Here is a 24268-nt window from a genome sequence, read left to right as displayed (position 1 = left end):
CCACTTCACTACGAACTAAGTAGGTTCCCGCAAAATTCGCCACTATGAACACGCTGCTTCTGGACAGCGACGACGTCGACGACTGTGCCCGACTCGCGGACGTCGTCGACGCGGTCGAGGAGGCGTTCGGAGCGTTCGAGCGCGGCGATACCCAGATGCCGGTCAAATCCTACATCGAGCTTCCGCGCTACGACGGCGACTTCCGGTCGATGCCGGCGTATCTCGACACCGGCGAGTGGGACGCCGCCGGCATCAAGTGGGTCAACGTCCACCTGAACAACCCCACGGAGCACGACCTCCCCACGGTGCTGGGGACGATGATCTACTCCGATCCCGAGACCGCCTTCCCGCTGTCGATCATGGACGGAACGACGTTGACGATGAAACGCACCGGGGCGGCCGCCGCCGTCGCCACCGACTATCTCGCGGTCGAGGGCGCCTCGAGTCTGGGTCTCGTCGGCGCGGGCGTCCAGTCGTACACCCAACTCGAGGCCATCGCCGAGATTCGACCGATCGAGGAGGTCGTCATCACGGACGCAGACGACGAACGCGTCGAGCGGTTCGTCGACACCTACGCCGAGGAGTTCGACGTCCGGGAGGGGTCGATCTCGGAGGCGGGACAGTGTGACGTCCTCTCGACGGTGACGCCCGTCGAGGAGCCAATCGTCGGCCCCGACGACGTCGGGGAGCACACGCACGTGAACGCGATCGGTGCCGACGCCGCCGGAAAACACGAACTCGCCGATGCGTTGCTCGAGTCCGCGACGATCGTCATCGACGACTACGAGCAGTGTACCCACTCCGGTGAGATCAACGTCCCGTACGCCGAGGGGGTACTCACCGACGACGACATCGACGCCGAGATCGGAGAACTGGTCGTCGGGGCAAAATCGGGTCGAACGCCGGAGACGGGCGTCACCGTCTTCGACTCGACCGGGCTGGCGATTCAGGACGTCGCCGCGGCACGGGTCGTCTACGAGCGCGCACGCGAGACGGATGCCGGACTTGAGTTCGATCTCGTCGGCGTCGGTGACTCGGTCTCGTAGGCGGACGCCGAAAGCCTGCACCCCCGAGGAAGCGGCATCTGCCTTATCGCCTCATACGGATTGGTGGGGACTCTCGAGTACCATCACGTACCGCGTCAGCGAGCGGTGGACCCGCCGCTCGAACGTGGACTCGAGTTCCCAGCCCGCGTCTCGAGCCGCCTCGGTCCACGATCGGTCGGCAACGACGACGGCACGCGGAGCGACCCGGCGAGCTTCGGCGAGCGCGCCGGAGACCAGATCCTCGAGGCGGTGGCGCTCGATCTTCGACTGGCGGCCGTAGGGTGCGTCGAAGACGACCGCGTCGACCGCGTCGTCGGGGAATGGGAGCCGGGTCGCGTCGCCGCGGGCGACAGTCCAGCGACCGCAATCGACGCCCGTCGGCGAGAGCGCGTCCCCCTCGAGGAACTGTGCCAGATTCTCTCGGCTTCCGTCGACCATCTTTCGCTGGGCGTCGGTTCCGATCACGTCGGCCCCGACGAGGCCCGCCTCGACGAGTACGCCACCGGTTCCACACATCGGGTCCAGAATCGTGTTCCCGGCTCGCGCGCCCGCCACGTTCGCGACGGCTCGCGCGAGCAGTGGGTCCATGCTCCCGGGCTGGAAGAAAGGTTTGTCCGTCGGCGCGCGGCTCCCGAAGTCGCGGACGCTCTCGGCGGCGAGCCAGCCGAGCGCGCAGACGGAGAGGCGTTCGTCCTCAGTGTCCCCGTTTCCGTCGTCCGTCGGCGGGTCCGACTGCTCGAGTCGCCCCGCCGAGAAGACGGCACGCAACAGGTGATCCGGCCCCTCGAGGTCGACCGAGAAGCCGCGGTCGACGAGCACCTGACCGAGCTCGCGCTCGGCGCGGGCGGTGTCGATCCCGGTCGAACCGTGAACGTCCGTCGCCCGTACGGCGACGGTCCCCTCGCGATCGATCGAGGCGGCCTCGAGTAACGCCTGCGCGCTCTCGAGGTCGGCGTCGGTCCGTCCGAGGAGTTCGCTCGCCCGGTGGGTGTACGCCAGCCCGCGGACGCGTTCGGGGACGACGCCGCGCGCGACGGCGAGGCCGGGCGCGATCGGACGAACGCCGGTCGCCGCACTCGCCGCCTCGCAGGCCGCAAATTCGTCGTCCTCGCCGCCGAGTTCGAGGAGATACACGTTCGACCGTCGTCCCGGCCCGGCCATGAGCCTACCGCTTCTCGAGCGACCGATCGAACGGAGTGAGGTGACACCGGGGCGAGTAAAACCGGCGGGAGATAGCTCGAACACCCGAAGAGCAAAATAAACCGGATATATCAGGTACCGGTACTAACCTTTATAAACCTTAAATACGTCTTTTTAAGCGACTTATGACGGATCCGAAGGACACCATCAACATCGAAAACGTGGTGGCGTCGACCGGCATCGGCCAGGAACTCGACCTCCAGAGCGTCGCAATGGACTTAGAGGGGGCCGACTACGACCCCGAACAGTTCCCCGGCCTCGTGTATCGCACCCAGAACCCCAAATCCGCCGCGCTCATCTTCCGCTCGGGGAAGATCGTCTGCACCGGCGCGAAGAGCACCGACGACGTCCACGAGAGCCTGCGTATCGTCTTCGATAAGCTCCGTGAGCTCCAGATTCAGGTCAACGAAGACCCCGAGATCGTCGTCCAGAACATCGTCACCTCGGCCGACCTCGGGCGCAACCTCAACCTGAACGCGATCGCGATCGGGCTGGGTCTCGAGAACATCGAGTACGAACCCGAACAGTTCCCCGGTCTCGTCTATCGCCTCGACGAACCGGAGGTCGTCGCGCTCCTGTTCGGCTCGGGCAAACTCGTCATCACTGGCGGGAAGAAACCCGAAGACGCCGAACACGCCGTCGACAAGATCGTCTCTCGACTCGAGGATCTCGGCTTGCTCGAGTAACCGCCGATCGGTTCGGCGACCGACACTCGAGTGTCGATACGGGCTGCCAACGTCTCTCCGGTCGTGATCGACTCGACACCACCACGGTCGCTCTCTCGGACGCGTCTACGGATTCTCTTCTCGGTTCACAGATAATCGGTCAGACCGTTCAGTTCACGGACGGGTGGTTCAGCGATCGCGATCCGGCCGTTCGGAAACACATGAAGGCCGACCGATTCGCTGGGGTGGCGTTGACGGGCGTCCGAGACGTAGTCGGTGGCTATGGAACCGCTGTTTCTCGTCATCGGTATCGTGGTCCTCGTCGCGGTCGTCGTGGACCTGCTCTGGACGACGCTGTGGGTCGACGGCGGCTCCGGTCCGCTCTCGTCCCGCCTGACGACGGCCGTCTGGCGCGGGCTCCGTCGCGCCAGCGACGACAACCAGCGGGTGCTCAGCCTCGCGGGCCCGCTTATTCTCGTGTTCACGCTTGCGATGTGGATCGGACTGCTGTGGATCGGGTGGACGCTGCTGTTCGCCGGCGGCTCCGTCGCACTCGTCAGTGCCCACACCGGCGATCCAGCCGACTGGACCGGCCGGTTCTACTACGTCGCCTACACGATGTTCACGAACGGCAACGGCGACTACACGCCGACGAGCGGGACCTGGGAGATCGCCAGCGCATTCACGACGGCGACGGGAATGGCGTTCGTCACGCTCGCCGTCTCCTACGTGCTCGCCGTGCTCGGTGCCGTCTCCGAGAAGCGCTCGTTTGCCAGCGACGTGACGGGACTCGGGACGCGAAGCGAGGCGTTCGTTCGGACGAGTTGGGACGACCGACGGAACGCCGACGACGCGTCTGCAGCGTTCGACGGTCTCGGGTTGTCCCTCGAGTCGCTCTCCGCGGATCTCTCGTTGCTGGCGGACCAACACAAGTCCTACCCGATCTTGCACTACTACCACAGCGAACAGAAGAAACACGCCTCCGCGGTCGCCGTCCCCATCCTGGACGAAGCGCTGACGATCTACCGCTACGGCGTCCCAGACGATGGAAAACCGAATCCGATGCTGGTCGAGGACGCCCGCTCGAGCGCACAGAGCTACCTCGAGACCCTCGACACGGCGTTCATCGAACCCGCCGACGAGGTGCCGCCCGACCCGGATCTCGATCAACTGCGCAAAGCGGGGGTTCCGACGGTCGCAGACGAGGAGTTCGAGGAGGCCCTCGAGGAACTCAATGAGCGCCGCCGAAAACTCCTCGGCGTCGTCCGCGCCGACGCCTGGAACTGGCCGCCGCTCGACGAAGAGAAGTGAGCAACAGGCCGTCGCCGGCGCGGCTATAGTAACAACTGAAACGATTTACACATCGATCGCCGATCTGTCTGGCGATCGAGTGTGCAATGACGTTCAGTGGCTACTATAGTACTTCGACACGCGTCGACTGCAGGGTCGAATCGAACCACACCACCGAATTCGACCCTGCAGTGCAGGCTTGCCAAAGCACTAGTCGACGTGTGTCGACAGATACGCTCGGCCATCCTCGGTGATACCGAACACGTCGGCCGAAACGCGGCGGACGTAGCCGTCGGCCTGCAGAGCGTCACAGCGTTGGGTGACCGTGATCGGGTGAGCCTCGAGTTCGGCCGCCAGCCGCGTCGTCCGCGACGGCCCCTGTTTCTCGAGGACGGCCAGGAGGTCGTGCGACGAACACCCTGCCATACGTGTTGACACACACCACATCACGGACCAGCATAATAATTTCGACGAGTCGACAATTGTGACTGTACGACGCGCCGGAGTAGACAGAGAACGATACGAGCCGGCGTACGCCACACGGTCTGCCGTCCGCCAGTTCCGGTGGTCCGGACCCGTCATACGGTCGCAACTGTCCAGCGGGACAGCAGTCCGTACCAGCTCCGTCACGTCCCAACCCATCCTGCGGTGGTCCGATACGTCGGGACGGCAGTCCGGGCGAGCGAAGCGACGTGGCTACTCGACCAACCGCTCGATTTCGGTCACCAAAATGTCGCTCGCACCCGCCTTCTTGACCTCGGTAATCGTCTCGAAGACGTCCCGTTCGTCGACGACGGCGTGGACGGCGACCTTCCCACCGCCGTTGGCGACGTCCATCACCGTCGGCCCACCCATCCCGGGGATGACGTCCCGGACCGCCTCGAGTCGATCCTCGGGGACGTTCATCATCAGGTAGCGCTTGCCCTCGGCCTGTTTGACCGACGAGAGCGCCGTCCGGACCTCCCTGACTTTCGGGTCGTCGACGACGTCCGTGCGGCCGAAGAGGCGAACGGAACTCGAGAGCACCTCGTCGACGACGGCCAGCCGGTTCATCTTCAGCGTCGTGCCGGTGGACGTGATGTCGACGATGGCGTCGGCCATCTCGACGTGGGGCGTGAGTTCAGTCGCGCCAGTTACCTCGACGATATCGGGGGAGACGCCCGTGTCGGCGAAGAAATCCGCGGTCACGTTGGGAAACTCCGTGGCGACCGTTTTGCCTGCCAGGTCCGCAACGCCCTCGATGTCCCCGTCTTCCGGCGCGGCGAGGACGAGCCGACAGCGGCCGAACTCGAGGTCCAGTAACTCCTCGACGTCGTCGACGCGAGCCTCGTGAACCTGATCGAGACCCGTAATACCGAGGTCGGCCGCGCCGTCGGCGACGTACTCGGGAATATCCGCCGCGCGGGCGAACAGCACGGAGACGTCGGGATCGACGGTATCGGCGTACAGCTTCCGGTCGGCACCGTTCTCGAGATGCAGCCCCGCCCGCTCGAGAAGGTCTATCGTCGGCTCGTGCAGGCGGCCCTTGTTGGGAACGGCGATTCGCATTTATCGCCCGTTCGTCGTCGGCAGGGAACTGTCTTTTCATCCGGGCGAGCGCTCGGCGCAGGGCTCGTTCGTGCGCGGGACTCGTGATCGGACGAGCGGGTCGGATCGACGCCATCCTCACGGTTGCCGGGATTTCGGTGAGCGCCCGGTGAGTTCCCGTCCTCGAGTTCGTCTCACGTCGAGAGCTCTGCCCGCCGCAACAGCTGTGCGTTTACCGCCACGATCACCGTACTCGCAGACATGAGAACCGCGCCGACGGCCGGCGAGAGCAGGATGCCGATCGGCGCGAGGACGCCGGCCGCAAGCGGCAAGGCGAAGACGTTGTAGCCGGCCGCCCAGGCGATGTTCTCGGCCATCTTTCGGTAGCTCTTCGCGCTCAGTCGGACGAGCCGAGCGACGTCTCGAGGATCGTTCTCTACGAGCACCACGTCCGCCGACTCGACGGCGACGTCCGTTCCCGAGCCGATCGCGATCCCTACGTCGGATCGAGTGAGCGCAGGCGCGTCGTTGACGCCGTCGCCGACCATTCCGACGAGGTGGCCACGCTCTTGTAACTCGAGGATCTTCTCGTCTTTGTCCTCCGGGAGTACCTCAGCGAAGACCGTATCGATCTCGAGTTCGTCTGCGACGGCGTGAGCCACGTCGGCGTCGTCACCGGTGAGCATCGCCACGTCGACGCCCATTCCGTGGAGCGCGTCGATCGCCTCGAAACTCTCCTCGCGGATCACGTCCGCGAGCGCGATCGCACCGACGACCGTCTCGTCGCGAAGCACGTAGACGACGCCCTCGCCGCGATCGCCGGCCTCGGACGCGAAGCGCTCGAGCGCCGGATCGGGATCGATCTCGAGGTGGCGCAACAGGTTGGGTCCGCCGACCGAGACGGTGTGGCCGTCCCGGTCGCTCTCAGCGTCGGACGGCGGTGCGCCGATATCCGCGGACTCGTCCGCAGTGGATGCGGCGGCCGGGACCGCCTCCCGCTCGATCGTCGCGCGGACGCCCCGCCCCTCGAGCGCCTCGAATCCCCGAACGCCGGGGACCGGGAGGTCTTGGTCCGCCGCGGTGTCGCGGATCGCCTGGGCGATAACGTGCTCGGAGTCGCCCTCGGCGGCGGCCGCGAGCGTCAGGACGTCGTCTTCGCCCCACTGGTCAGCGGTCGCAACGTCGACGACGCCCTGCTCGCCCTCCGTGAGCGTCCCCGTCTTGTCGAAGACGACGGTGTCGAGGTTCCGCGCCGATTCCATCGCGATCCGGTCGCGGATCAACATCCCGTTGCGGGCGGCCATGGACGTGTTGATCGCGACGACGAGGGGGACGGCGAGACCCAGCGCGTGCGGGCAGGCGATGACGAGGACGGTGACGACGCGCTCGACGACCGGCAAGCCGAAGCCGACGGCGGCCGACCACGCCACGGCGGTGACGGCCGCGACACCGAGGGCCGCGTAGAACAGCCAGCCTGCGGCGCGGTCCGCGAGCACCTGCGTCCGCGACCGACTCTCCTGGGCGTCCTCGACGAGGCGCACGATGCCCGAGAGCGTCGTCTCCTCGCCCGTCGCCGCGACGCGGACGCGCAAACTCCCGTCGCGGACGGTCGTCCCGCCGACGACGTCGTCGCCCGGCCCCTTCGAAACCGGCTTCGATTCGCCCGTGATCACCGATTCGTCGACGTTCGACTCGCCTTCCTCGACGACGCCGTCGGCGGGGACGTTCGAGCCGGGCCGGACGAGTACGAGGTCCCCCTCCTCGAGGTCGTCGATCGGAACCTCCTCGGGTCCGTCGTCCGTGATTCGCTCCGCGGTGGCGGGCAACAGTTCGGCGAGTTCGTCCAGCGCGCCCGACGCCCGCCGGACCGAGCGCATCTCGATCCAGTGGCCCAGCAGGAAGATGACGATCAGCGTCACGAGTTCCCAGAAGAACGGCTCGCCGATGCCGAAGACGACGGCAGCGAGGCTGTAGACGAACGCGACGGTGATCGCGAGCGAGATCAGCAACATCATTCCGGGCTCTCGATTGCGAGCCTCGACCGCCCCCATCCGGAGGAACGGAACGCCGCTGTAGGCGAAGACGACGACGCCCAGAACCGGACCGACGAACGCGCTTCCCGGGAACGTCACCGCGGCGTACCCGAACCACTCCTGGAGCATCGGGCTGTAGTACAACACCGGAAGTGAGAGGGCGAGACAGACGAAAAAGCGCCGTTTGAACAGTTCCTCGTGGTCCGAGTGATCGACCTGTTCGCCGTGGTCGTCTCCCGCGTGCTGGTCGTGGGCGTGGTCGTTCCCTGCGTGCTGGCCGTGGGCGTCGGCCGGTTTCTCGTCGGCTTCGGGCGCGTCGCGATAGCAATCGCAGATCCGACAACACGAACAGTATTCGTCCGTCGGTTTGTTCCCGACGTCCCGGCTATCGCGTTCCGACGGGGCGTGCGATCGAGACTCGTCGTGATCGGTCGACGAGTCAGTCATTCGTTTGAATTATCTCGAGAGCGTCGCTGACGCCCCATTCCGGATTCCTCGCCGGGTAGTCGTGCGGGTCACTGTTCGGTCGCCGGAATCGGCTGTGCATCGTCCCGTGCTAGTCCGTGTCGAACGATCATAATTCTTCGACACTGTTGGACCGGCGCGTCCCCGGGTGTTGATGGACACGTCGCGTCGTTTCGTCGCCGACTTCGAGACCGTGCCAGCGCGAAGTGGTCTGACTCCACGGGGATCGGTGAACCCTGCCACTTTATTGACCGAACGACGTTGGTCCGGGTATGACAGTCACGCACGACGGCCTCGAGGTCTCCTGGCTCGGGTACGCGACGACGCGCATCGAAGCGCCCGACGGCACCGTCGTCTACACCGACCCCGGTCGGTACGGGACGCTCGACGGCACCTGGGCGGAGCAGTACGGTGACGCCTCGCACCCGAGCGGGGAGGCCTACGACGCCCGCGACGGGGACCTCGTGGTCGTCACCCACGACCACCACTACGACGACGACGGCGTCGAACGCGTCGCGAGCGAGGACGCGACGGTCGTCGTCTACGAGGGAGTCTCGGCCGAGAACGTCGCCGACGGCGGACGGGACGTCGTCGAACCCGAGTCTCTCCCGTACGACGTCCGCCGAATCGGCTACGGCGACGACCTGACGGTGGCAGGCGTCGACGTGCGCGCGGTGCCGGCGTACAACCACGCCGACGGACCGAACGTCCGCGACGGCGAGCCACTCCACCCCGAAGGGCTGGGCTGTGGATTCGTCCTGACGGTCGACGGCGTCCCCTGTTTCTGGACGGGTGACTCCGACGTCCTCGAGGGGCACGCCGACCTCGACGTCTCGCTGTTTGTGCCCTCGATCGCACAGAACTACACGATGGACCGCCACGGTGCCGCCGACCTCGCCGAGGACCTCGAGCCAGACCTCGTGGTCCCGATCCACTACAACACGTTCCCGGAACTCGAGGCCGACTCGAAGGCGTTCGCCGGCGACGTGGCGAGTCGCGGGATTCCGGTCGTCCTGGACGAGCGGTTCAGGTGAGAGCCATCGGTATCGATCGAATACGCGGTCGGTACACCGGTCGTACAAGTCGACGAAATCCCTGTACGAGAGCTAATTCAGTTGCTTACTCGACGAGCAGGGAACTTAGACGAGTCGCGTTACGTGGGATGTGGTTCCGACGGTGATTCGATCTCGTCGAACAGATCGGCCACACGTCGTTCGACCTCGTCGCGGATCCGACCGACTTCAGCAGCCGATCTCCCGTCCGGATCCTCGAGGTCCCAGTCCCGGTTCTCGCCTGCCCATCCGCCCGGACAGACGTCGTCGGCCGAACAGCCCATCGTGATGACGTACTGGCTCGCCTGGATCTCTTCGAACGTAATTTCACGGGGCGTCCGGTCCGACAGATCGATACCGACTGGGTCCATCGCCCGGACGACCTCGCCGTGGACGTGGTCGGCGGGGCGGGTTCCACCAGTGACGAGGGTTATCTCGTCCGACAACTCCCGTTCTGTCAGTTCACGCTGGGCGAACGCGTACGCCATCTGCGAGCGGCCCGCATTCTGGACGCAGACGAAGGCTATCTGGATCCTGCCCGACGATTCGGTCATTCGTTCTCACGCCGTTCGGTTTCTTCCGGTAGTTCGCTCGTTTCGGCACGGACCGTCAGTACGGGGACGGACGCCGTTCTGACGACCTCGTCGGTGACGCTCCCGACGACGGCCCGCTGGAATCCGCCACGGCCGTGCGTACCCATCACGATCATATCGAGGCCGTGGTCGTCGGCGTAGTCGATGATCTCCTCGGCGGGATCGCCGGTGGCCGTTGCACTGACACACTCGACGTCGCAGTCCGTCACAGTCGTTGCGGCCCGGTCGACGTGGTCGTCAGCTTGCTCAGCGAGCCCGTCGACGGACGAGCTGTCGTCATCCGCCAGCAGCGAGTCCAGTCCACTGGTAACCCCGTCGTCGACCACCGAGAAACAGTGGACGGTCGCATCCAGCTGCTCGGCGAGGCCGCCCCCGTGGGCAGCGGCTGCCTCGGACGGTTCACTGCCGTCGGTCGGGAACAGGATCGAGTCGACCGAGTCCTCGCCGTCGTCGATCGCCGCCCGATTGAGCGTGAGTACGGGAACCGTCGCAGTTCGGACCACCTTATCCGCCACGCTTCCGGCGACGGCACGCGCGACGCCCCCGCGACCCGACGTTCCCAGTGTGATCGCGTCGAGTCCCTGCTCGTCGGCGTAGTCGACGATCTCCTTGGCCGGGATCCCTTCGCGAACCACTGCCGTCGCATCGAGGCCACGTTCCTCAGCGTCCGCTCGAAGGGACGCTGCGCGGGTATCTGCTCGTTCGCGAAGCCGGGCACGAATTGACGTCGAATCGCCGGAGTAGCCCGCTCCCGTCGCGAGGGAGCTGTCTGCAACCGAGAGGACGTGGACGCTGGCCTCGAGTTGTGCTGCAAGGTCGAAACCGCGTCGCACAGTGGCTTCAGCCGGATCGCTTCCATCGGTCGGTGTGAGGAGTGTATCGAACGTCATAGGCTGTCAGTCGTCGTCCGTTTTCGACGGTGTTAGGTCATCTCCCGTAGGTTTCGTGCTCTCGAGCTGTCCGGTCTCGTAGCCACCCCAGTCGAATTTCTCCTGGAAGTAGATGGCGACGTAGACCAGCCCGAGCAGGACGGGCACCTCGATCAGCGGCCCGATAACGGTCGCAAAGGCAACGCCGGAGCCCACGCCGAAGACGGCGACGGCGACCGCGATCGCGAGTTCGAAGTTGTTCGAGGCGGCGGTGAAGCCGATGGCGGTCGTCGTCGAGTAATCGGCACCGATGCCACGCCCCATCCCGAAGCTGACGAGGAACATCACGACGAAGTAGATCGTCAGCGGGATCGCCAGCCACACCACGTCGAGGGGCTGTGCGAGGATGTTGTCACCCTGCGTGGCGAACATCACGATGACGGTAAACAGCAGTGCGATCAGCGTCAGCGGACTGATCCTGGGTACGAACGTCTCTTCGTACCACTCTTCACCCTTCGAGCGAACGCCACCCAGACGGGTCACGATACCGCCGGCAAACGGAATCCCGAGGAAGATCGCGATCGCCCAGAACACCTGTCCGACGGTGATGTCGAAGGCACCGATGCCGGCGACCATCGCCTCGAGCCCCAGAATCGGCGGCAAGAAGAGCGCGAAAAACCAGATGTAGACACCGTAGGTGATGATCTGGAAGACGCTGTTGAACGCGACCAGCCCGGCGGCGTACTCGCTCGAGCCGTCGGCGAGGTCGTTCCAGACCAACACCATGGCGATACAGCGGGCCATCCCGATGAAGATCAACCCGAGGAAGTACTCGGGACGGGCCGGAAAAGCGGGCACGATACCGCTGAAGAATATCACCGCGAGGGCGAACATCAGCGTCGGCCCGATGAGCCAGTTTTGAATGAGGCTCAACGAGAGGACACGCCACTGGCTGAACACGCGAGGAAGCTGGCGGTAGTTAACCTTCGCCAGCGGCGGATACATCATCGCGATGAGTCCGATCTCGACGAGATGATACTCCTGAATCGGATCGACGATGCCGGGGGCGACGTAGCCGAGTCCGACACCGATGCCCATCGCGAGGAAGATCCAGACGGTCAGATACTTATCGAGGAAATCCATCGACCGCGGGTCGCCACAGTCCGGACAGTCACAGTCCGGCCCGTGGTCGTGTTCGAGATCACTCATCGATGCTGACGCTCCCTTCGAGAACCGTGACGAGCGCGACAGCCTGGTTGGTCGCTCGATACTTCTTCCAGCGCCCATCCTTCCATCCCTCGACGAGCCCCGCCTCGACGAGCGCCGAGAGGGCATGACTGAGACCGCTTTCCGTGACGTCGACGACGGCGTTCAGTTCACAGACGCAGAGATCATCTTCGGCCGCGACGAGAACGCGCACGAGGGTATACCGCGTCTCGTTGGACAGCGCCGAGAGCACCTCGAGTTCGGCCTGGGCTCGTTCCGTCCCGAGTCCGGCCTCGAGCGTACTGAGTTCGTCGAGGCGGCGCTCGACGTCCTCGTTGCGACACTCCTCGAGTTCGTCGTCGAGATACCGCTGTAATCGTTCGGTCGCTTGTGCCATCAGCGCTCACTTGACCATTCTCTCAATTAACTGTTGCGGAGTACTCTTGCCAGGAGAGAAGGGTACATTCACAATTGGGTCGAAATGGCTGTAGAGTTCGCATATATGGTTAGCCAGAGTGTTGGTCCGTATTCCCGAATGGAGATTCAATTGAACCGTGGCTAAATTGGAGATAGTGGGTTGTGACCACGTTCTAAGAACAAACATACAAACGACATCGATTACTCGACCACTGTTAGTCGATCCCGTACCCAGACGAACGGCCGAAGCGGTGTGAAGACGTAGTCGTCGTGGGGATCCCACCCGATGAACGCCAGACTATTTGAAACGACCGAGACGCTCGAGGCGGCCATCGCGATTCCGGCGAGTGCGGGGTTCAAGAGCCCGATCGACGCGATCGGGAGCAACGTCGCGTTGTAGGCGAACGCCCAGAAGAGATTCTGGCGGACCTTCGAGATCGTGGCGTCGGCGATCCGCATCGCTTTCAGCACGTCCGCGGGATCGTCGCGCATCAGCGTGACGTCGGCGCTCTCGATGGCGACGTCGGTGCCCGAGCCGATGGCGATACCGACGTGTGCCGAGGTCAACGCCGGCGCGTCGTTGACGCCGTCGCCGACCATGATGGCCCGACGTCCATCGGACTGAATCGACTCGATCTCGTCGGCTTTGTCCTCGGGTAGGACCTCCGCGTGGACGTTTGCCGGCTCGATCCCGAGGCGCTCGCCGACCGCGCGGCCGGTCCGCTCGTTGTCCCCGGTGAGCATCATCACCTCGAGTCCTCTCGCCTGTAGTTCGGCAACCGTCTCCTTGGCGCTCTCGCGGACCGTATCGGCGTTAGCGATCACGCCCAGTAACTCGTACTCGCGATCCGCACCGTCGTCACGCTCGAGTGCGACCAGCATCGCCGTCTTCCCCTCGTACTCGAGGCGTTCCATCGTCGCCTCGACGGGCGAGGGGTCGACGCCGTGTTCGCGCATGAGTTTCCGGTTGCCCACCAGCACCTCGCCGCGGGGGATCGTGGCGCGGATTCCGTGGCCGGGGACGTTCTCGAACGCCGTCGGCGTCTCGAGGTCGAGGCCGCGTTCCTCGGCACCCTCGACGATCGCTCGAGCCAGCGGGTGTTCGGACCCCGACTCGGCGCTCGCGGCGACCGAGAGAAGTGTCCGCTCGTCGGCCTCGAGGTCCACTGGGTCGACGGGCGACTCGAGGACGCCGCCATCGGTGGCGGAGGTAGACGAGCCGCCGTCCGCGACGGGGCCGTCAGTCTCGACGGCGTCGTCGACGGGAACGACGTCGGTCAGGCGCATATCGCCGTGGGTCAGCGTCCCCGTCTTGTCGAAGACGACGACGTCGATGCCGCGAGCCTTCTCGAGGACGTCCGCGCCCTTGTAGAGGACGCCGTTTTTCGCGCTGATCGTCGAGCCGACCATCGTCGCCATCGGCGTCGCGAGCCCGAGCGCACAGGGGCAGGCGATCAAGATTGCCGAGGCGAGGACGACGATCGAGAACTCGAGGAGTGGAATGCCGACGCCGGTGGCGGGGACGGCGACCTCGGGGCCGCCGCCGACGGGCTCGAGCAAGGGGATCCACGAGCCGAGCGTCGAGGAGACGGCGTACAGTTCGGTCGGGAACGCCGCCCACAGAAGCGACCAGACGACGGCGTTGACGATCACCGCGGGGACGAAGTAGGCGCTGACCTGGTCGACCAGCCGCTGGACGTCAGGCTGGCGGGCCTGGGCCTCCTTGACCCGTTCGACGATCTGCTGGATCGCCGTCTCCTCGCCGACGTTGGTCGCCTCGACGAGTAGACGTCCGTTCTCGTTGATCGTCGAGCCGACGACCTCGTCGCCCTCGCGTTTCTCGACCGGCACCGACTCGCCCGTGACCATCGACTCGTCGACCGCGCTCTCGCCGTCGACGACGACGCCATCGGTCGGAATCTGCTCACCTGGCCGGACTTTCATCACGTCGCCGGGTTCGACGTCCTCGAGCGGGACGACGACCTCCTCGCCGTCGCGTACGAGGGTGGCCTCCTCTGCTTGCATCTCGAGCAGTTCCCGGAGCGCGGCGCTCGCGCGGGCCTTCGATCGGGCCTCGAGCCAGACGCCGAGGTAGATAAACCAGAGGATAAAGGCGACGGCCTCGAAGTAGAGCCCGCCGGTGATCACGCCGAAGATGACCGCCGTACTGTAGAGGTAGCCGGCGCTGGTGCCGACCGCGACGAGCGTGTCCATGTTCGCCTGCCGGTTGTTGACGAGCGCGGTGTACGCCCCCTTGATGAAGTGCCAGCCCAGCGTCGCCATCAGCGCCGTCGCGAAGACGAACTCGACCCAGTCGAACCAGCCCGGAAGGAACGCGAAGTCGTAGAGCCACTCGGTTCCCATCTGGGCCATGACGAGGACGAAGGGAGCCGCCAGCAGGCCGCCGACGATCGTCCACGTGCGTTTCGTCCGGAGTTCCCGCTCGACGGCGCTCTCGCGTTCCTCGGTCAGTTCCCTGCCCGCCTCGTCGACGGCGCGATCCGGTTCGTAGCCGGCCTCCTCGATCGCGTCGTAGATCGTCGGGAGCGACACGTCGTTGGGATTGAACGTCACGGTTCCCTCGTCGGTCGCGTAGTTGGCCGACACCGAGACGACGCCAGGGACTCCCTCGAGGGCCTCCTCGACCGTCCCCGAACACGTCGCACACGACATCCCGGCGATTTCGATCGTCGCCGTCGACCGGTCGGGTTCGTAGCCCGCGTCCTCGACTGCCGCGTAGATTTCGGCGAGCGAAACCGCTTCGGGGTCGTACTCGACGGTTGCCTCGTCCGTCGCGAAGTTGACGTCGGCGGAGTGGACCCCTTCGAGGTCCGAGACGGCGTCCTCGACCGTCCCCGAACACGTCGCACACGACATTCCCGAGATAGACAGGCTAGATTTCACGATGTGGTCACCTCGTTCCAGAGTAGGGGATCCACGTTCAAGCGGTTTGCCGTTAACGAGACGAGGATTTCTTTTTCCACTAGTTTAGATACCAAAGTCTATCCGGACGTAATCTTCGGAAAGAGTGGTTCAAGGCGGTTTGCCGCACCAGTGGAGTGTGCGACCGCAAGACGAGTCGTGGGTCCATCGGCACTGACGGAAGATGGATCGCGACTCGAGCGAACGCCGGGTCGAAATCACCTGCCGACCCACGGACCCGCTCGTCGACGTGACGTCGGTAGTCGACAGCCTCGGCGTTACAACAGCCCGTCCTCGGCCGCGAGCAACAGCGCCGACATCGTCGAGTCGTTCGCCGGCTGCTCGCGAGCGCGCTCGAGCGCCCGAGAGACTGGAACCGTCCGCACCTCGAGGAACTCGTTCGAGTCGAGTTCACGCCGGCCGAGTTCGAGTCCCTCGGCGTAGACGATGGCCCGGTCGTGCCGGAGGACGCCAGTCGCGACGGCATACTCCTGGAGCAACGCCGTACTCGAGGGGCGAAAACCGGTCTCCTCCTCGAGTTCACGCGCCGCTGCGGTCGTATAGGACTCGCCGTCTTCGACGATTCCCGCGGGTAACTCGAGATGCGTCTCGCGGATCGTCGGCCGGTACTGCTCGACGAAGAGGAGGTGATCCTCGTCCGTGGCGTCGTCACCGGCCGTCCCGTCCGTCCGCTCACCGTCGACCGCCTCGAGCAGACTGCCGTCGACTCGGGCCACGACGACGACCGCGGGCGGCAACTCGGCCCAGTAGTATCGTTTCTCGCTTCCGTCGGGTTGCTCGAGGCGGTCGTAGCCGGCGTCGTACCAGGGCGTCTCGTACTCGGTGACCTCCTCGATCAGCGTCCAGTCGTCGGAGCTCGTCATTGGCGGAGAGTCGCCGCTCGAACGGATAAGCGGTGGTGGTTTCTCCGGAGTCGTCGCCGACGGTCCTCGGCGACGAACGGATGTCGTCTTGGAGACGGACAGGGAACGGCAAACGGGGTATCAGTTGGATTCGAACGCGAGATCGTCGCGTTCGACCACCTCGCCGAACAGCCACTCGGCGTGCTCTAGGGCGTACTCCTTGTGCTCGTCTTCGATACTGCCGATACAGTCCTCGACGAGCAGCGGCCGGAAGTCCCGAAGCCCCGCGCTCCCGCCCGTGTGGAGGACACAGACGTTCGCGAGCGTTCCACAGAGCACGAGGTCGTCGATGCCGCGTGCGTTCAACCACGCCTCGAGTTCCGTCGCGTAGAAGGCGTCGTAGGTGTGTTTCTCGACGACGTGATCCGCCCGCTCCGAGGGCAGTTCGTCGACGATCTCGGCGTCCCACGATCCCTCGAGGACGTGTTCGCCCCACTGGTCGAACTCGTCGTAGTAGTGGGCGTCCTCGAACTGCTCGGGCGGGTGGACGTCCCGGGTGTAGAGCACCGACGCTCCGGCGTCGCTCGCCCGCTCGACCAGATCGGCGATCGGTTCGATCACCGCCTCGCTGCCGGGCGCGTACAGCGAGCCGTCCGGGTGACAGAAGCCGTTTTGCATGTCGACGACCACCACCGCCGTGCGCGCTGGCTCGAGTCTCATGCGTGGGCGTTCGAACAGGGACCGTAAAAACGTTCGCGGCGGCATCGACGCCGCGAGCGTCTCGTCCGGCCGCGACGAAAGGTGCCGTCGATCGGTCGACCGGGGTCCTTTTTGCCGTCGGTTCCGTACGGATCGCTATCAGCCGCGATGAACTCGAGTCGAACGCGGACCGTCGCCCTCCTCGCCGCCGCGCTCGTCCTCCTCGCAGTCCTCGGGGGCGTCGCGTTTTTCGGGGTCGTCCTCGAGGAACGGCCGGCAGGCGATGACCGTCCCGCCGAGCCCACAACCGAGTCGACCATCGGCTACGTCGAGGGCTACTGGTACGACGACGAACTGCCCGTCGACGATCGCGACGACGCCACACTCGCCGAGGACGAACTCGAGGCGGTGATCTACCGATCGATGGCCCGCGTCGAGGTGATTCGCGAACTCACGTTCGAAGACGACGTCCACGTCGACGTCGTCTCGCGCGAGGAGTATCGAGCCGAACACGGCGACGTCTTCGGGAACGTCTCCGAGGACGAACTGATCCAGCGCAACGTCAACTACGAGGCGCTGTTCGTCGTCGACCGGGCGACCGACGCCGAAGACGAGTACGACTCGCTGTACGGCGGCGCGGTCAACGGCTACTACGACCCCACCACCGGCGAGGTCGTCGTCATCTCCGACAATCCGGACGAACCGGAGACCGACGAGATCACCCTCGGCCACGAGTTGCTTCACGCACTGCAAGACCAGCGGTTCGGGCTCGGCGGATTCGACCGATCGACGATCGACGACACGGCCGCGTCGAACGGGCTGGTCGAGGGCGACGCCGTCTGGGTCGAAACCGAGTACGAACAGCGCTGTGAGACCGAGTGGAACTGCGTGATTCCCGACGACGAACCGGGCGGCGTCTCGGATATCAACTGGGGGCTGTACCTGATCCTCTTCCAGCCCTACGACGATGGCCCCGACTACGTCGACTACCTGCTGGCACAGGACGACGGCTGGGCGGCCGTCGACGCCGCCTACGACGATCCGCCCGCGAGCAGTTCCGAAGTCATCCGGCCAGGGGACGAGCGCACGCCCGTCGACGTCGCCCTCGAGGATCGCTCGAGCGACGAGTGGGAGCCACTCGAAGTCGGCGGCGAGGTCGCAAACGAGACCGTCGGCGAGGTCGGAATGGTCTCGATGTTCGCTGCCGGCGCGTTCGACTCGTCGGAGCCGACGGTACTCGAACGCGACGACGTCGTGACCGACGGCGGCTACGAGTACGACCACCGGTACACCGACGGCTGGGTCGGCGACGAACTCGTCGTCTACGTCGCCGCCGACGCCCCCGAATCGACCGATCCGATGGAGTCGGTGGAGTACACCGGCTACGTCTGGCAAAGCGAGTGGCAGACGGCCGAAGACGCCGAGGAGTTCCTCGAGGCGTACCTCGAACTCCTCTCGGGCTACGGCGCCGAACCGGTCGACGACCGGGCGAACGCGTACGAAATCGACGACGACTACCCCGGCGCGTACGCCGTCGACCGAGACGGCGAGACCGTGACGATCGTCCGCGCCCCGTCGGTCGACGACCTCGAGGAGATCGACGGGGGCGCAACAGCCACCGACGGAGCCGGAGCCGACATCGGGGGACCGACCGCCGACGGGAGCGCCGACGCGACCGGAATCACCGCGAGCGCCGACGGCGACGACAGCGATCCGATCGCGGCGGCCGTCGAGACCGGCCTCGGCTCGATCGCCACCGTCGCGGTCGTCGTGATCGGAACCGGGATCGCGATCGTCGTCGTTCGCGGTCGAACGGCCGCCTCTCGCGCCCAGCGACGGGTCGAAAGGTAGATTTTTTGTTCCGGGCGGGAAATCGACGCTATGTCACAGCCGTTCGGAACCGTCTCCGCCGACGCGATTCTCGAGGGAGCCGCGACCGACGCCTACTTCGAGCGCACCCGAGCGACGCTCGAGCACGCCGGGAAGAATCCCCCCGTGGTCGCCGAGGTGACCGCAGACCAGTTCCCGACCGGATCGTTCGACGTCTTCACCGGCGTCGAAGACGTCGCGACGCTGTTCGAGGGCCGCGACGTCGACGTCGATGCGCTCCCCGACGGGCAGCTGTTCGACGGCGGTCCGGTGCTCCGGGTCGAAGGCTCGTACCTGGAGTTCGCGGAACTCGAAACCTCCCTGCTGGGATTTCTGTCACAGCCAAGCGGCTTCGCCACGGCGGCGCTCGAGGCGCGTCTGGCCGCACCCGACTCGCTCGTGCTGTCGTTCGGCGCTCGTCACGTCCACCCGTCGATCACCGCGTCGGTCGAACGCGCCGCGTTACTGGCCGGCCTCGACGGCTTCTCGCACGTCGCGGCGGGTGAAGTTCTCGGCAGGGAGCCGGGCGGGACGATGCCCCACGCGCTCATGTTCTGTTTCGGCGAAGGGAATCAGGCGGCGGCGTGGACGGCCTTCGACGAGGCCGTCCCCGAGGACGTCCCGCGGATCGCGCTGGTCGACACCTTCTGGGACGAGAAAAGCGAGAGCCTGCTCGCCGCCGAGACGCTCGGCGAGGACCTGGACGGCGTTCGGATCGACACCACGGGTTCCCGGCGCGGCGACTTCCGACACATCGTCCGGGAGGTGCGCTGGGAACTCGACACTCGAGGCCGCGAGGACGTCGATATCTTCTGTAGTGGCGGCCTCGAGCCCGAGACGATTCGGAACCTGCGGGACGTCGCCGACGGCTTCGGCGTCGGCAGCCACATCACCGGCGCCGACTCGGTCGACTTCAGTCTCGACATCGTCGAAATCAGCGAGGGATCGTCCGATCCCTCGAACAGCCGGACGCAGTCCGGCGACGACGGCGAACCGATCTCCAAGCGCGGCAAGCTCTCCGGCGAAAAGCAGGTGTACCGGACGCCCGACGGCGGCCACCGAATTGCCCTCGCCGACGCGGAACCACCGGACGGCGGCGAGCCGTTGCTCGAGCCCCTGATCCGCGACGGTGAGATCGTCCAGGAGTTCGACCTCGAAGAAGCGAGCGAGCGGTGTCTGGCCGACGCCGAGACGGTCGGATTCGGCGACCGGGCCGGTCCGGCCAGTGACGCCACGGACGGCTGATAGGGACCGGAGTACCGGTGACCTCGCAGGACGAGCGAGGTCCCACCGAAAATGACGGACAGCAGTTCGTACGAAACAGTCCACTGTACCGGGTTACTGGAGTGACCGCTCGCTCAGGACCAAGCGGGCGTACTAGCCGAGGAGCCAGTCTGGCGAGTTCGCGTTCGAACGCCACAAGCCCGTGGCTCGTCACGAGGACGAACAGTAGGATAGGTATCCCGATCAGCGTGACCGAGAGGCTGACGCCGGCGACGAGAAACACGAAGTAGATCGTGCCGAGCGGAAACGCCACCAGCAGGTACAGCAGGTTGCGATACGTCTGGGGGCGAAACGGACTCGAGACGATCGATCGGAGAACGGTTCCGACCCGATCGACCGACGGGGGCGACGTCCGGAGACTCACGTCGGTTGATAGCTCGCTCGCACGACATAAGTATTCGAGAACCGACACGTTGTCGGTCGCGTTCCACAACCCGTCGGATCACCTGGTGACCGAAACCCGAACGATTATCTCGATCGGAACGTGATTCTCGAGCGACGTGTCGACACGGCAAGTATCGTCGCCGGGAATCGATTCGAACGCGTTCGTCGACGACCGACGCCCGAACACCCCGGAACGGCTCGCGGAGACGAGGATCCACCCTCGAGCCACGGCCCACCGATGAGCAGCCGCGTCGACTCCGAGACCGAGGAGCTACTCGCCTTACTCGACGACGAGTACGCCCGAACGATTATCCTCGAGACCTACGACGAGGCCCAGTCCGCGGAGTCGCTGAGTGCGGCCTGTGACGCCGACCCGTCGACGATCTACCGGCGCATCGACCGGCTCCAGGAGCGCGGGCTCCTGGTCGACCAGCAACGACTCGATCCGAACGGTCACCACTACAAGGTGTACGTCGCCCGACTCGAGGGCGTCGCGATCGACGTCACCGAGGACGGCTTCGACGTCGACGTCGACTACGCCGAGGAGGAACCGGCTGACACGTTCACCCGACTGTACGAGGAATTCACGGGATGATCGGAACACCCACACCACTGACCGGACCGCCCGCGGCGCTCGCTCGAGCGACGGGTTCGGTGCCCGAAGCGGTCGGTTCGATCACGTCGACCAGGACGCTCGAGGCCATCGCACGCCTCGGGAGTATCCCGGTCGCTCCCCTCCAGATCGAAGTCGAAGGCGGCTCGACGCCCGTCGTTCTCGCGGCGATCGCGACCTTTTTCGTCGCGTTGGTCCTCTCGGTGCTCGTCACCTACCGGTTCGTCGAGGGCTACCGGCGAACGAAGGCCCGGCCGATCCTGTTGCTCGCCGTCGGGATGTTCTTGCTCGCGCCGGCACCGATGTTCATTCGGCTGCTCGTCGGGAACGTCGCGGCGATTCCACTGTCCGTCCAGCTGTTGACCACGACGCTCTCGGAACTGTCCGGGTTGGTCGTCATCCTGTACGTCGTCTACTCGAGATAACCATGCCACTCGAAACCATCACCGCGCTCGCGTCCGGCCTCACGGCAGTCCTCGGACTGTTCGTCGCCCTCCTCGCCTACCGCGGGTTCCGGCGAAACGATAGCCCGACGATGGGCGCGCTCTCGATCGGGATCGTCTGCATCGCGGTCGTTCCCTACCTCGTCCTCTACCTCGTCGGCCCGGCGATCGATCTCACCGACGCCGAGGCCCTCCTCGCGATCACGCTCGCTCACACCCTCGGTCTGGCGGCGATCTACCGGACGTTTCACTACTGACCTCACTCGTCAGAGGGCGAACCCGCCTCGGTATCGAGGGACCCGCACTCGAGTCTCGATTCGCCGCTTTCGGGCTCTGGCTCGGTTCTGGATCGATTCTCGAGTCGATGGCTCCGGCCCGCTCCTTCCTCGAGTCGGGAGGTAAACTCCTATATTATTCTTTCGCAGGGTTGGCGACCGACCAACTCGTTGGCCCGTTATAGGCGGATTCGGCCCGTCCGACCGAGTGTCGCATGAACTCGATCCGATCCACCTCCACAGTCGTCCAGAACGGTTCCGACGGGCCAGGCGATCGACCGATTCGCTGGTTCTTCGGCGTTCCGTTCCGCCCCCAGACGTACGCCAACCTGCTGTACGTCGCCCTCGCGTTTCCGCTGGGACTGCTCTACTTCGTCACCGTCGTCACCGGCGTCTCCCTCGGGGTCGGGCTCTCGATCACGCTGGTCGGGATTCCGATCCTGTTTCTGACGGTGCTCGCCGTCGTCGTGCTCGCAGCCGTCGAGGCGCTGCTCGCGACGCATCTGGTCGGTATCGAGACCCCGCTGCCTACGGCCTTCCGTGCGGACAATCCCCGAAGCCTGCTTCGCGCCGAAGACGGCTACGCCGACGCGCTCGCCGCGCTGGTAACCGCGCCGACCACCTGGACCAGTTTCGTGTTGGTTTTCCTCAAGTTCGTCTACGGTGTGCTGGCGTTTACCGTACTCGTCGTCTCCGTCTCGATCGTGACCGCCATGCTCGCCGCGCCGCTGGTCTATTCGGACCCTCACGTCTCCTACGTGTTCGGCCAGTACCAGATCGAGACGCTCCCGGCCGCACTCGCCGTCGCCGCGCTGGGCGTCGTCGGCGGGTTCGTCTCGTTTCACCTCTGGAACGTCCTGGCGATGCTCGGTGGCGTCCTGAACGCGGTGTTGCTCGGCGCGTTCCACGACGAACCTGGCGTCGATGGGGGCGACGTCGACGGGACTGACGCCGATAACGTTGGCGTCGATACGAGCGACATCGGCGAGACTAACGTCGGTGCGAGCGCCGTCGATGGCGATGAGGGCGACGAACGCGAGCCGCTCGAGTGAGCGCACTCGAGGAGAGATTCGTCTTCAGAATCGACTGTCGGGCCTACTCGCCCACGTACCGATTCGGTCGTCGTCACCGAGTGTCGCTACAGTTCCTCGATGCTCCCGTCGGCCTCCCGCTCGCGAAAGACCTGTCCTTCGAAGAGGGTGACGACGACGTCGTCGTCCTGCCACGCCGTCGGGGCGAGTTTCGCCTTCCGGCAGATCCGGTCGAGGTACTCGCGCTCGCTCCAGCCGTTCTCGACGGGAACGGTAGGGTAGAGCCAGCTGCCCTCGCCGCCGTCGATCGCGACCCCGTGGGTGCCGAGTTCCATGTCGGCGAGTGGATCGTCCGTGAGCACGACGTTTCTAACGGCACAGACCGAGACGGTCAGGTTCGGAAGCTCGGAGGGGCTGACCTCCGAGCCACAGGAGTCCTCGCTCGCGGCTTCGATCGCCGCGTCGACGATGACGTGGCCGAGCTGGTCATCCGAGCGGTAGCCGCCCGCACAGCCCCGCAGGCTCCCGCGACCCCGCGTGGACTCGAGACGAACGAACGCGCCCGTTCGCTCGTAGAAAGCCTCTCGCATGCTCCCCGGTTGTTCTCGTTGGCCGTGTTCGACGTAGGATTCGACGGATTCGCGCGCGAGTTTGACGGCGCGCGCCCCGTCTTCGTAGGAAAGGTCGACGCCCTGTCGCTGGGACATACACCAGTACATGGGAGTTCTCGTCCTAAAACGCTTCCATTCGTTTCGGGAGCCAAAATGGGGCGACGACCGGGGGACTTATTCGGCCGAAGGCCCTACCCACCGTGGGAGAGAGAGCCCAGCTGCCGCGGCGAGTTCGCCGGCAACGGCGGAGTCGTCCACCGTGACCCATCCGTCGGGATGTGTCACGCTCGCGAGGAAAGTCCCCCCACCCGTTCGGGCGGGTGACCGGACGCAAGTCCGGAGCGGGAGACCGCTGGCTCTGGAACAGAAACGACACGTCTCGGCCCGACCGATGATGCGCGCGAACCCGACCGTGAGGAAGGGGAGTTAACCCGCAGAGGGAGGGCGACTCGGAGCGCTGTTGGCGCGAGAGTCGCCAATAAGTGAACGGCGTTAGCCGTGAACCGCGTGGTCGCTTCGCGACCACGTTATGTGAGGCGGTATAAACCGCCGAGCAGGATCGTAGTCGACGATCACGGTTCGAAACCGTGGACCGTGTTCGACACGGTCGACTGCGACCGGACGGCCGAGGATCGATGGAACGGCGAACCCTCACTGGTGCAAGTCCGCGCCGTGGTAGCCCGAACGCCCGCGGCATCCCCGCGGACGGCGCGGACGCTCAGCCGAATGCTGGGACGAACAGAAGGGGGCTTACTCCTCTCACCCAGTTTCCGACCCTCGAGCGGCCGCTCTTTCGAGCGGTTAAAGCATAACGTGTTTACAGAACATTCGTTGACCCAAACTGTATAACCAACGAAAATCAGTTGGAGAACGTGGTGAATTCCGTCGATGTGCGCCCGACTTACCCGCAC

General features: G+C 65.4%; 22 protein-coding genes, 1 other RNA gene and 1 pseudogene. 11 read left to right on the top strand and 13 right to left on the bottom strand.

Annotated elements, in window-relative coordinates:
• Positions 1 to 44 precede the first annotated feature (44 nt).
• Positions 45 to 1046 carry an ornithine cyclodeaminase family protein gene (locus tag FYC77_RS01515; RefSeq protein WP_149079721.1) on the top strand — a complete coding sequence of 334 codons (1002 nt, stop codon included), beginning with the start codon at positions 45 to 47 and terminating at the stop codon, positions 1044 to 1046.
• 51 nt (positions 1047 to 1097) lie between these two features.
• On the opposite strand, the gene FYC77_RS01510 is transcribed toward FYC77_RS01515, so the two are convergent.
• Positions 1098 to 2180 (bottom strand): methyltransferase domain-containing protein, encoded by a 1083-nt coding sequence (locus FYC77_RS01510; protein ID WP_149079838.1) that lies wholly within the window; start codon positions 2178 to 2180, stop codon positions 1098 to 1100.
• A 191-nt stretch (positions 2181 to 2371) separates the two neighbouring features.
• On the opposite strand from FYC77_RS01510, the gene FYC77_RS01505 reads away from it, so the two are divergent.
• Together FYC77_RS01505 and FYC77_RS01500 are read left to right on the top strand one after the other, a co-directional pair.
• Entirely contained in the window at positions 2372 to 2932 is a 561-nt protein-coding gene (locus FYC77_RS01505; protein WP_006671604.1) for a TATA-box-binding protein, read from the top strand.
• A 261-nt stretch (positions 2933 to 3193) separates the two neighbouring features.
• Complete coding sequence (locus tag FYC77_RS01500) at positions 3194 to 4222, top strand: potassium channel family protein (protein WP_149079837.1); 1029 nt, start codon at positions 3194 to 3196, stop codon at positions 4220 to 4222.
• 189 nt (positions 4223 to 4411) lie between these two features.
• On the opposite strand, the gene FYC77_RS01495 is transcribed toward FYC77_RS01500, so the two are convergent.
• The 3 genes from FYC77_RS01495 to FYC77_RS01485 all read right to left on the bottom strand — a co-directional run bounded on the left by FYC77_RS01495 (position 4412) and on the right by FYC77_RS01485 (position 8208).
• Positions 4412 to 4627 (bottom strand): helix-turn-helix domain-containing protein, encoded by a 216-nt coding sequence (locus FYC77_RS01495; RefSeq protein ID WP_202911745.1) that lies wholly within the window; start codon positions 4625 to 4627, stop codon positions 4412 to 4414.
• 270 nt (positions 4628 to 4897) lie between these two features.
• Positions 4898 to 5749: an ATP phosphoribosyltransferase gene (gene hisG / locus FYC77_RS01490; RefSeq protein ID WP_149079720.1), complete on the bottom strand. Its 852-nt coding sequence runs from the start codon at positions 5747 to 5749 to the stop codon at positions 4898 to 4900.
• Positions 5750 to 5922: 173 nt separating this feature from the next.
• Complete coding sequence (locus FYC77_RS01485; protein ID WP_149079719.1) at positions 5923 to 8208, bottom strand: heavy metal translocating P-type ATPase; 2286 nt, start codon at positions 8206 to 8208, stop codon at positions 5923 to 5925.
• Between the two features lie 290 nt (positions 8209 to 8498).
• Between FYC77_RS01485 and FYC77_RS01480 the strand changes: the two genes are divergently transcribed.
• Positions 8499 to 9260 carry an MBL fold metallo-hydrolase gene (locus FYC77_RS01480; RefSeq protein WP_149079718.1) on the top strand — a complete coding sequence of 254 codons (762 nt, stop codon included), beginning with the start codon at positions 8499 to 8501 and terminating at the stop codon, positions 9258 to 9260.
• Positions 9261 to 9379: 119 nt separating this feature from the next.
• Here FYC77_RS01480 and FYC77_RS01475 read toward each other — a convergent pair whose 3' ends face one another.
• From FYC77_RS01475 to FYC77_RS01445, 7 genes are all read right to left on the bottom strand, one after another.
• Positions 9380 to 9832 (bottom strand): arsenate-mycothiol transferase ArsC, encoded by a 453-nt coding sequence (locus FYC77_RS01475; RefSeq protein ID WP_149079717.1) that lies wholly within the window; start codon positions 9830 to 9832, stop codon positions 9380 to 9382.
• Positions 9829 to 10761, bottom strand: a complete 933-nt coding sequence (locus FYC77_RS01470) for a universal stress protein (protein ID WP_149079716.1) — start codon at positions 10759 to 10761, stop codon at positions 9829 to 9831. Before FYC77_RS01470 ends, FYC77_RS01475 begins: the two co-directional genes overlap by 4 nt.
• A gap of 6 nt (positions 10762 to 10767) precedes the next feature.
• Entirely contained in the window at positions 10768 to 11949 is a 1182-nt protein-coding gene (gene arsB / locus FYC77_RS01465) for an ACR3 family arsenite efflux transporter (RefSeq protein ID WP_149079715.1), read from the bottom strand.
• Entirely contained in the window at positions 11942 to 12343 is a 402-nt protein-coding gene (locus FYC77_RS01460) for an ArsR/SmtB family transcription factor (protein ID WP_149079714.1), read from the bottom strand. Before FYC77_RS01460 ends, arsB begins: the two co-directional genes overlap by 8 nt.
• Positions 12344 to 12564: 221 nt before the next feature.
• Positions 12565 to 15267, bottom strand: a complete 2703-nt coding sequence (locus FYC77_RS01455; RefSeq protein ID WP_274381021.1) for a heavy metal translocating P-type ATPase — start codon at positions 15265 to 15267, stop codon at positions 12565 to 12567.
• Positions 15268 to 15563: 296 nt separating this feature from the next.
• Positions 15564 to 16169, bottom strand: coding sequence for an NUDIX hydrolase (locus tag FYC77_RS01450; protein WP_149079713.1), 606 nt, complete (start codon positions 16167 to 16169; stop codon positions 15564 to 15566).
• A 120-nt stretch (positions 16170 to 16289) separates the two neighbouring features.
• Positions 16290 to 16868, bottom strand: a complete 579-nt coding sequence (locus FYC77_RS01445; protein WP_149079712.1) for a cysteine hydrolase family protein — start codon at positions 16866 to 16868, stop codon at positions 16290 to 16292.
• A gap of 147 nt (positions 16869 to 17015) precedes the next feature.
• On the opposite strand from FYC77_RS01445, the gene FYC77_RS01440 reads away from it, so the two are divergent.
• On the top strand, positions 17016 to 18698 hold the full coding sequence (locus tag FYC77_RS01440) for an Hvo_1808 family surface protein (protein ID WP_149079711.1): 1683 nt from the start codon (positions 17016 to 17018) through the stop codon (positions 18696 to 18698).
• 30 nt (positions 18699 to 18728) lie between these two features.
• Entirely contained in the window at positions 18729 to 19961 is a 1233-nt protein-coding gene (locus FYC77_RS01435; protein WP_149079710.1) for a nicotinate phosphoribosyltransferase, read from the top strand.
• Positions 19962 to 20085: 124 nt separating this feature from the next.
• On the opposite strand, the pseudogene FYC77_RS20830 reads toward FYC77_RS01435, so the two are convergent.
• Positions 20086 to 20253, bottom strand: a pseudogene (locus FYC77_RS20830) (sensor domain-containing protein); the annotation flags it as partial.
• 369 nt (positions 20254 to 20622) lie between these two features.
• Between FYC77_RS20830 and FYC77_RS01425 the strand changes: the two are divergent.
• The 4 genes from FYC77_RS01425 (at position 20623) to FYC77_RS01410 (ending at position 22767) form a co-directional block, all read left to right on the top strand.
• Positions 20623 to 20979 (top strand): helix-turn-helix domain-containing protein, encoded by a 357-nt coding sequence (locus FYC77_RS01425; protein WP_149079834.1) that lies wholly within the window; start codon positions 20623 to 20625, stop codon positions 20977 to 20979.
• Positions 20976 to 21422: a DUF7521 family protein gene (locus tag FYC77_RS01420; RefSeq protein WP_149079709.1), complete on the top strand. Its 447-nt coding sequence runs from the start codon at positions 20976 to 20978 to the stop codon at positions 21420 to 21422. The genes FYC77_RS01425 and FYC77_RS01420 overlap by 4 nt, the downstream gene beginning before the upstream one ends.
• A gap of 2 nt (positions 21423 to 21424) precedes the next feature.
• Positions 21425 to 21697 (top strand): DUF7521 family protein, encoded by a 273-nt coding sequence (locus tag FYC77_RS01415; RefSeq protein WP_149079708.1) that lies wholly within the window; start codon positions 21425 to 21427, stop codon positions 21695 to 21697.
• Positions 21698 to 21930: 233 nt separating this feature from the next.
• Complete coding sequence (locus FYC77_RS01410) at positions 21931 to 22767, top strand: sensor domain-containing protein (protein WP_149079707.1); 837 nt, start codon at positions 21931 to 21933, stop codon at positions 22765 to 22767.
• 86 nt (positions 22768 to 22853) lie between these two features.
• Here FYC77_RS01410 and FYC77_RS01405 read toward each other — a convergent pair whose 3' ends face one another.
• Positions 22854 to 23453 (bottom strand): TIGR00296 family protein, encoded by a 600-nt coding sequence (locus tag FYC77_RS01405; RefSeq protein ID WP_149079706.1) that lies wholly within the window; start codon positions 23451 to 23453, stop codon positions 22854 to 22856.
• 106 nt (positions 23454 to 23559) lie between these two features.
• Here FYC77_RS01405 and rnpB point away from each other — a divergent pair.
• Positions 23560 to 24122, top strand: an RNA gene (gene rnpB, locus FYC77_RS01400) — RNase P RNA component.
• The last annotated feature ends 146 nt before the right edge of the window (positions 24123 to 24268 follow it).

Source organism: Natrialba swarupiae (assembly GCF_008245225.1).
In the GTDB taxonomy this organism is placed as follows: Archaea; Halobacteriota; Halobacteria; order Halobacteriales; family Natrialbaceae; genus Natrarchaeobius; species Natrarchaeobius swarupiae.
This window is presented reverse-complemented; position numbering and strand designations above follow the sequence as displayed.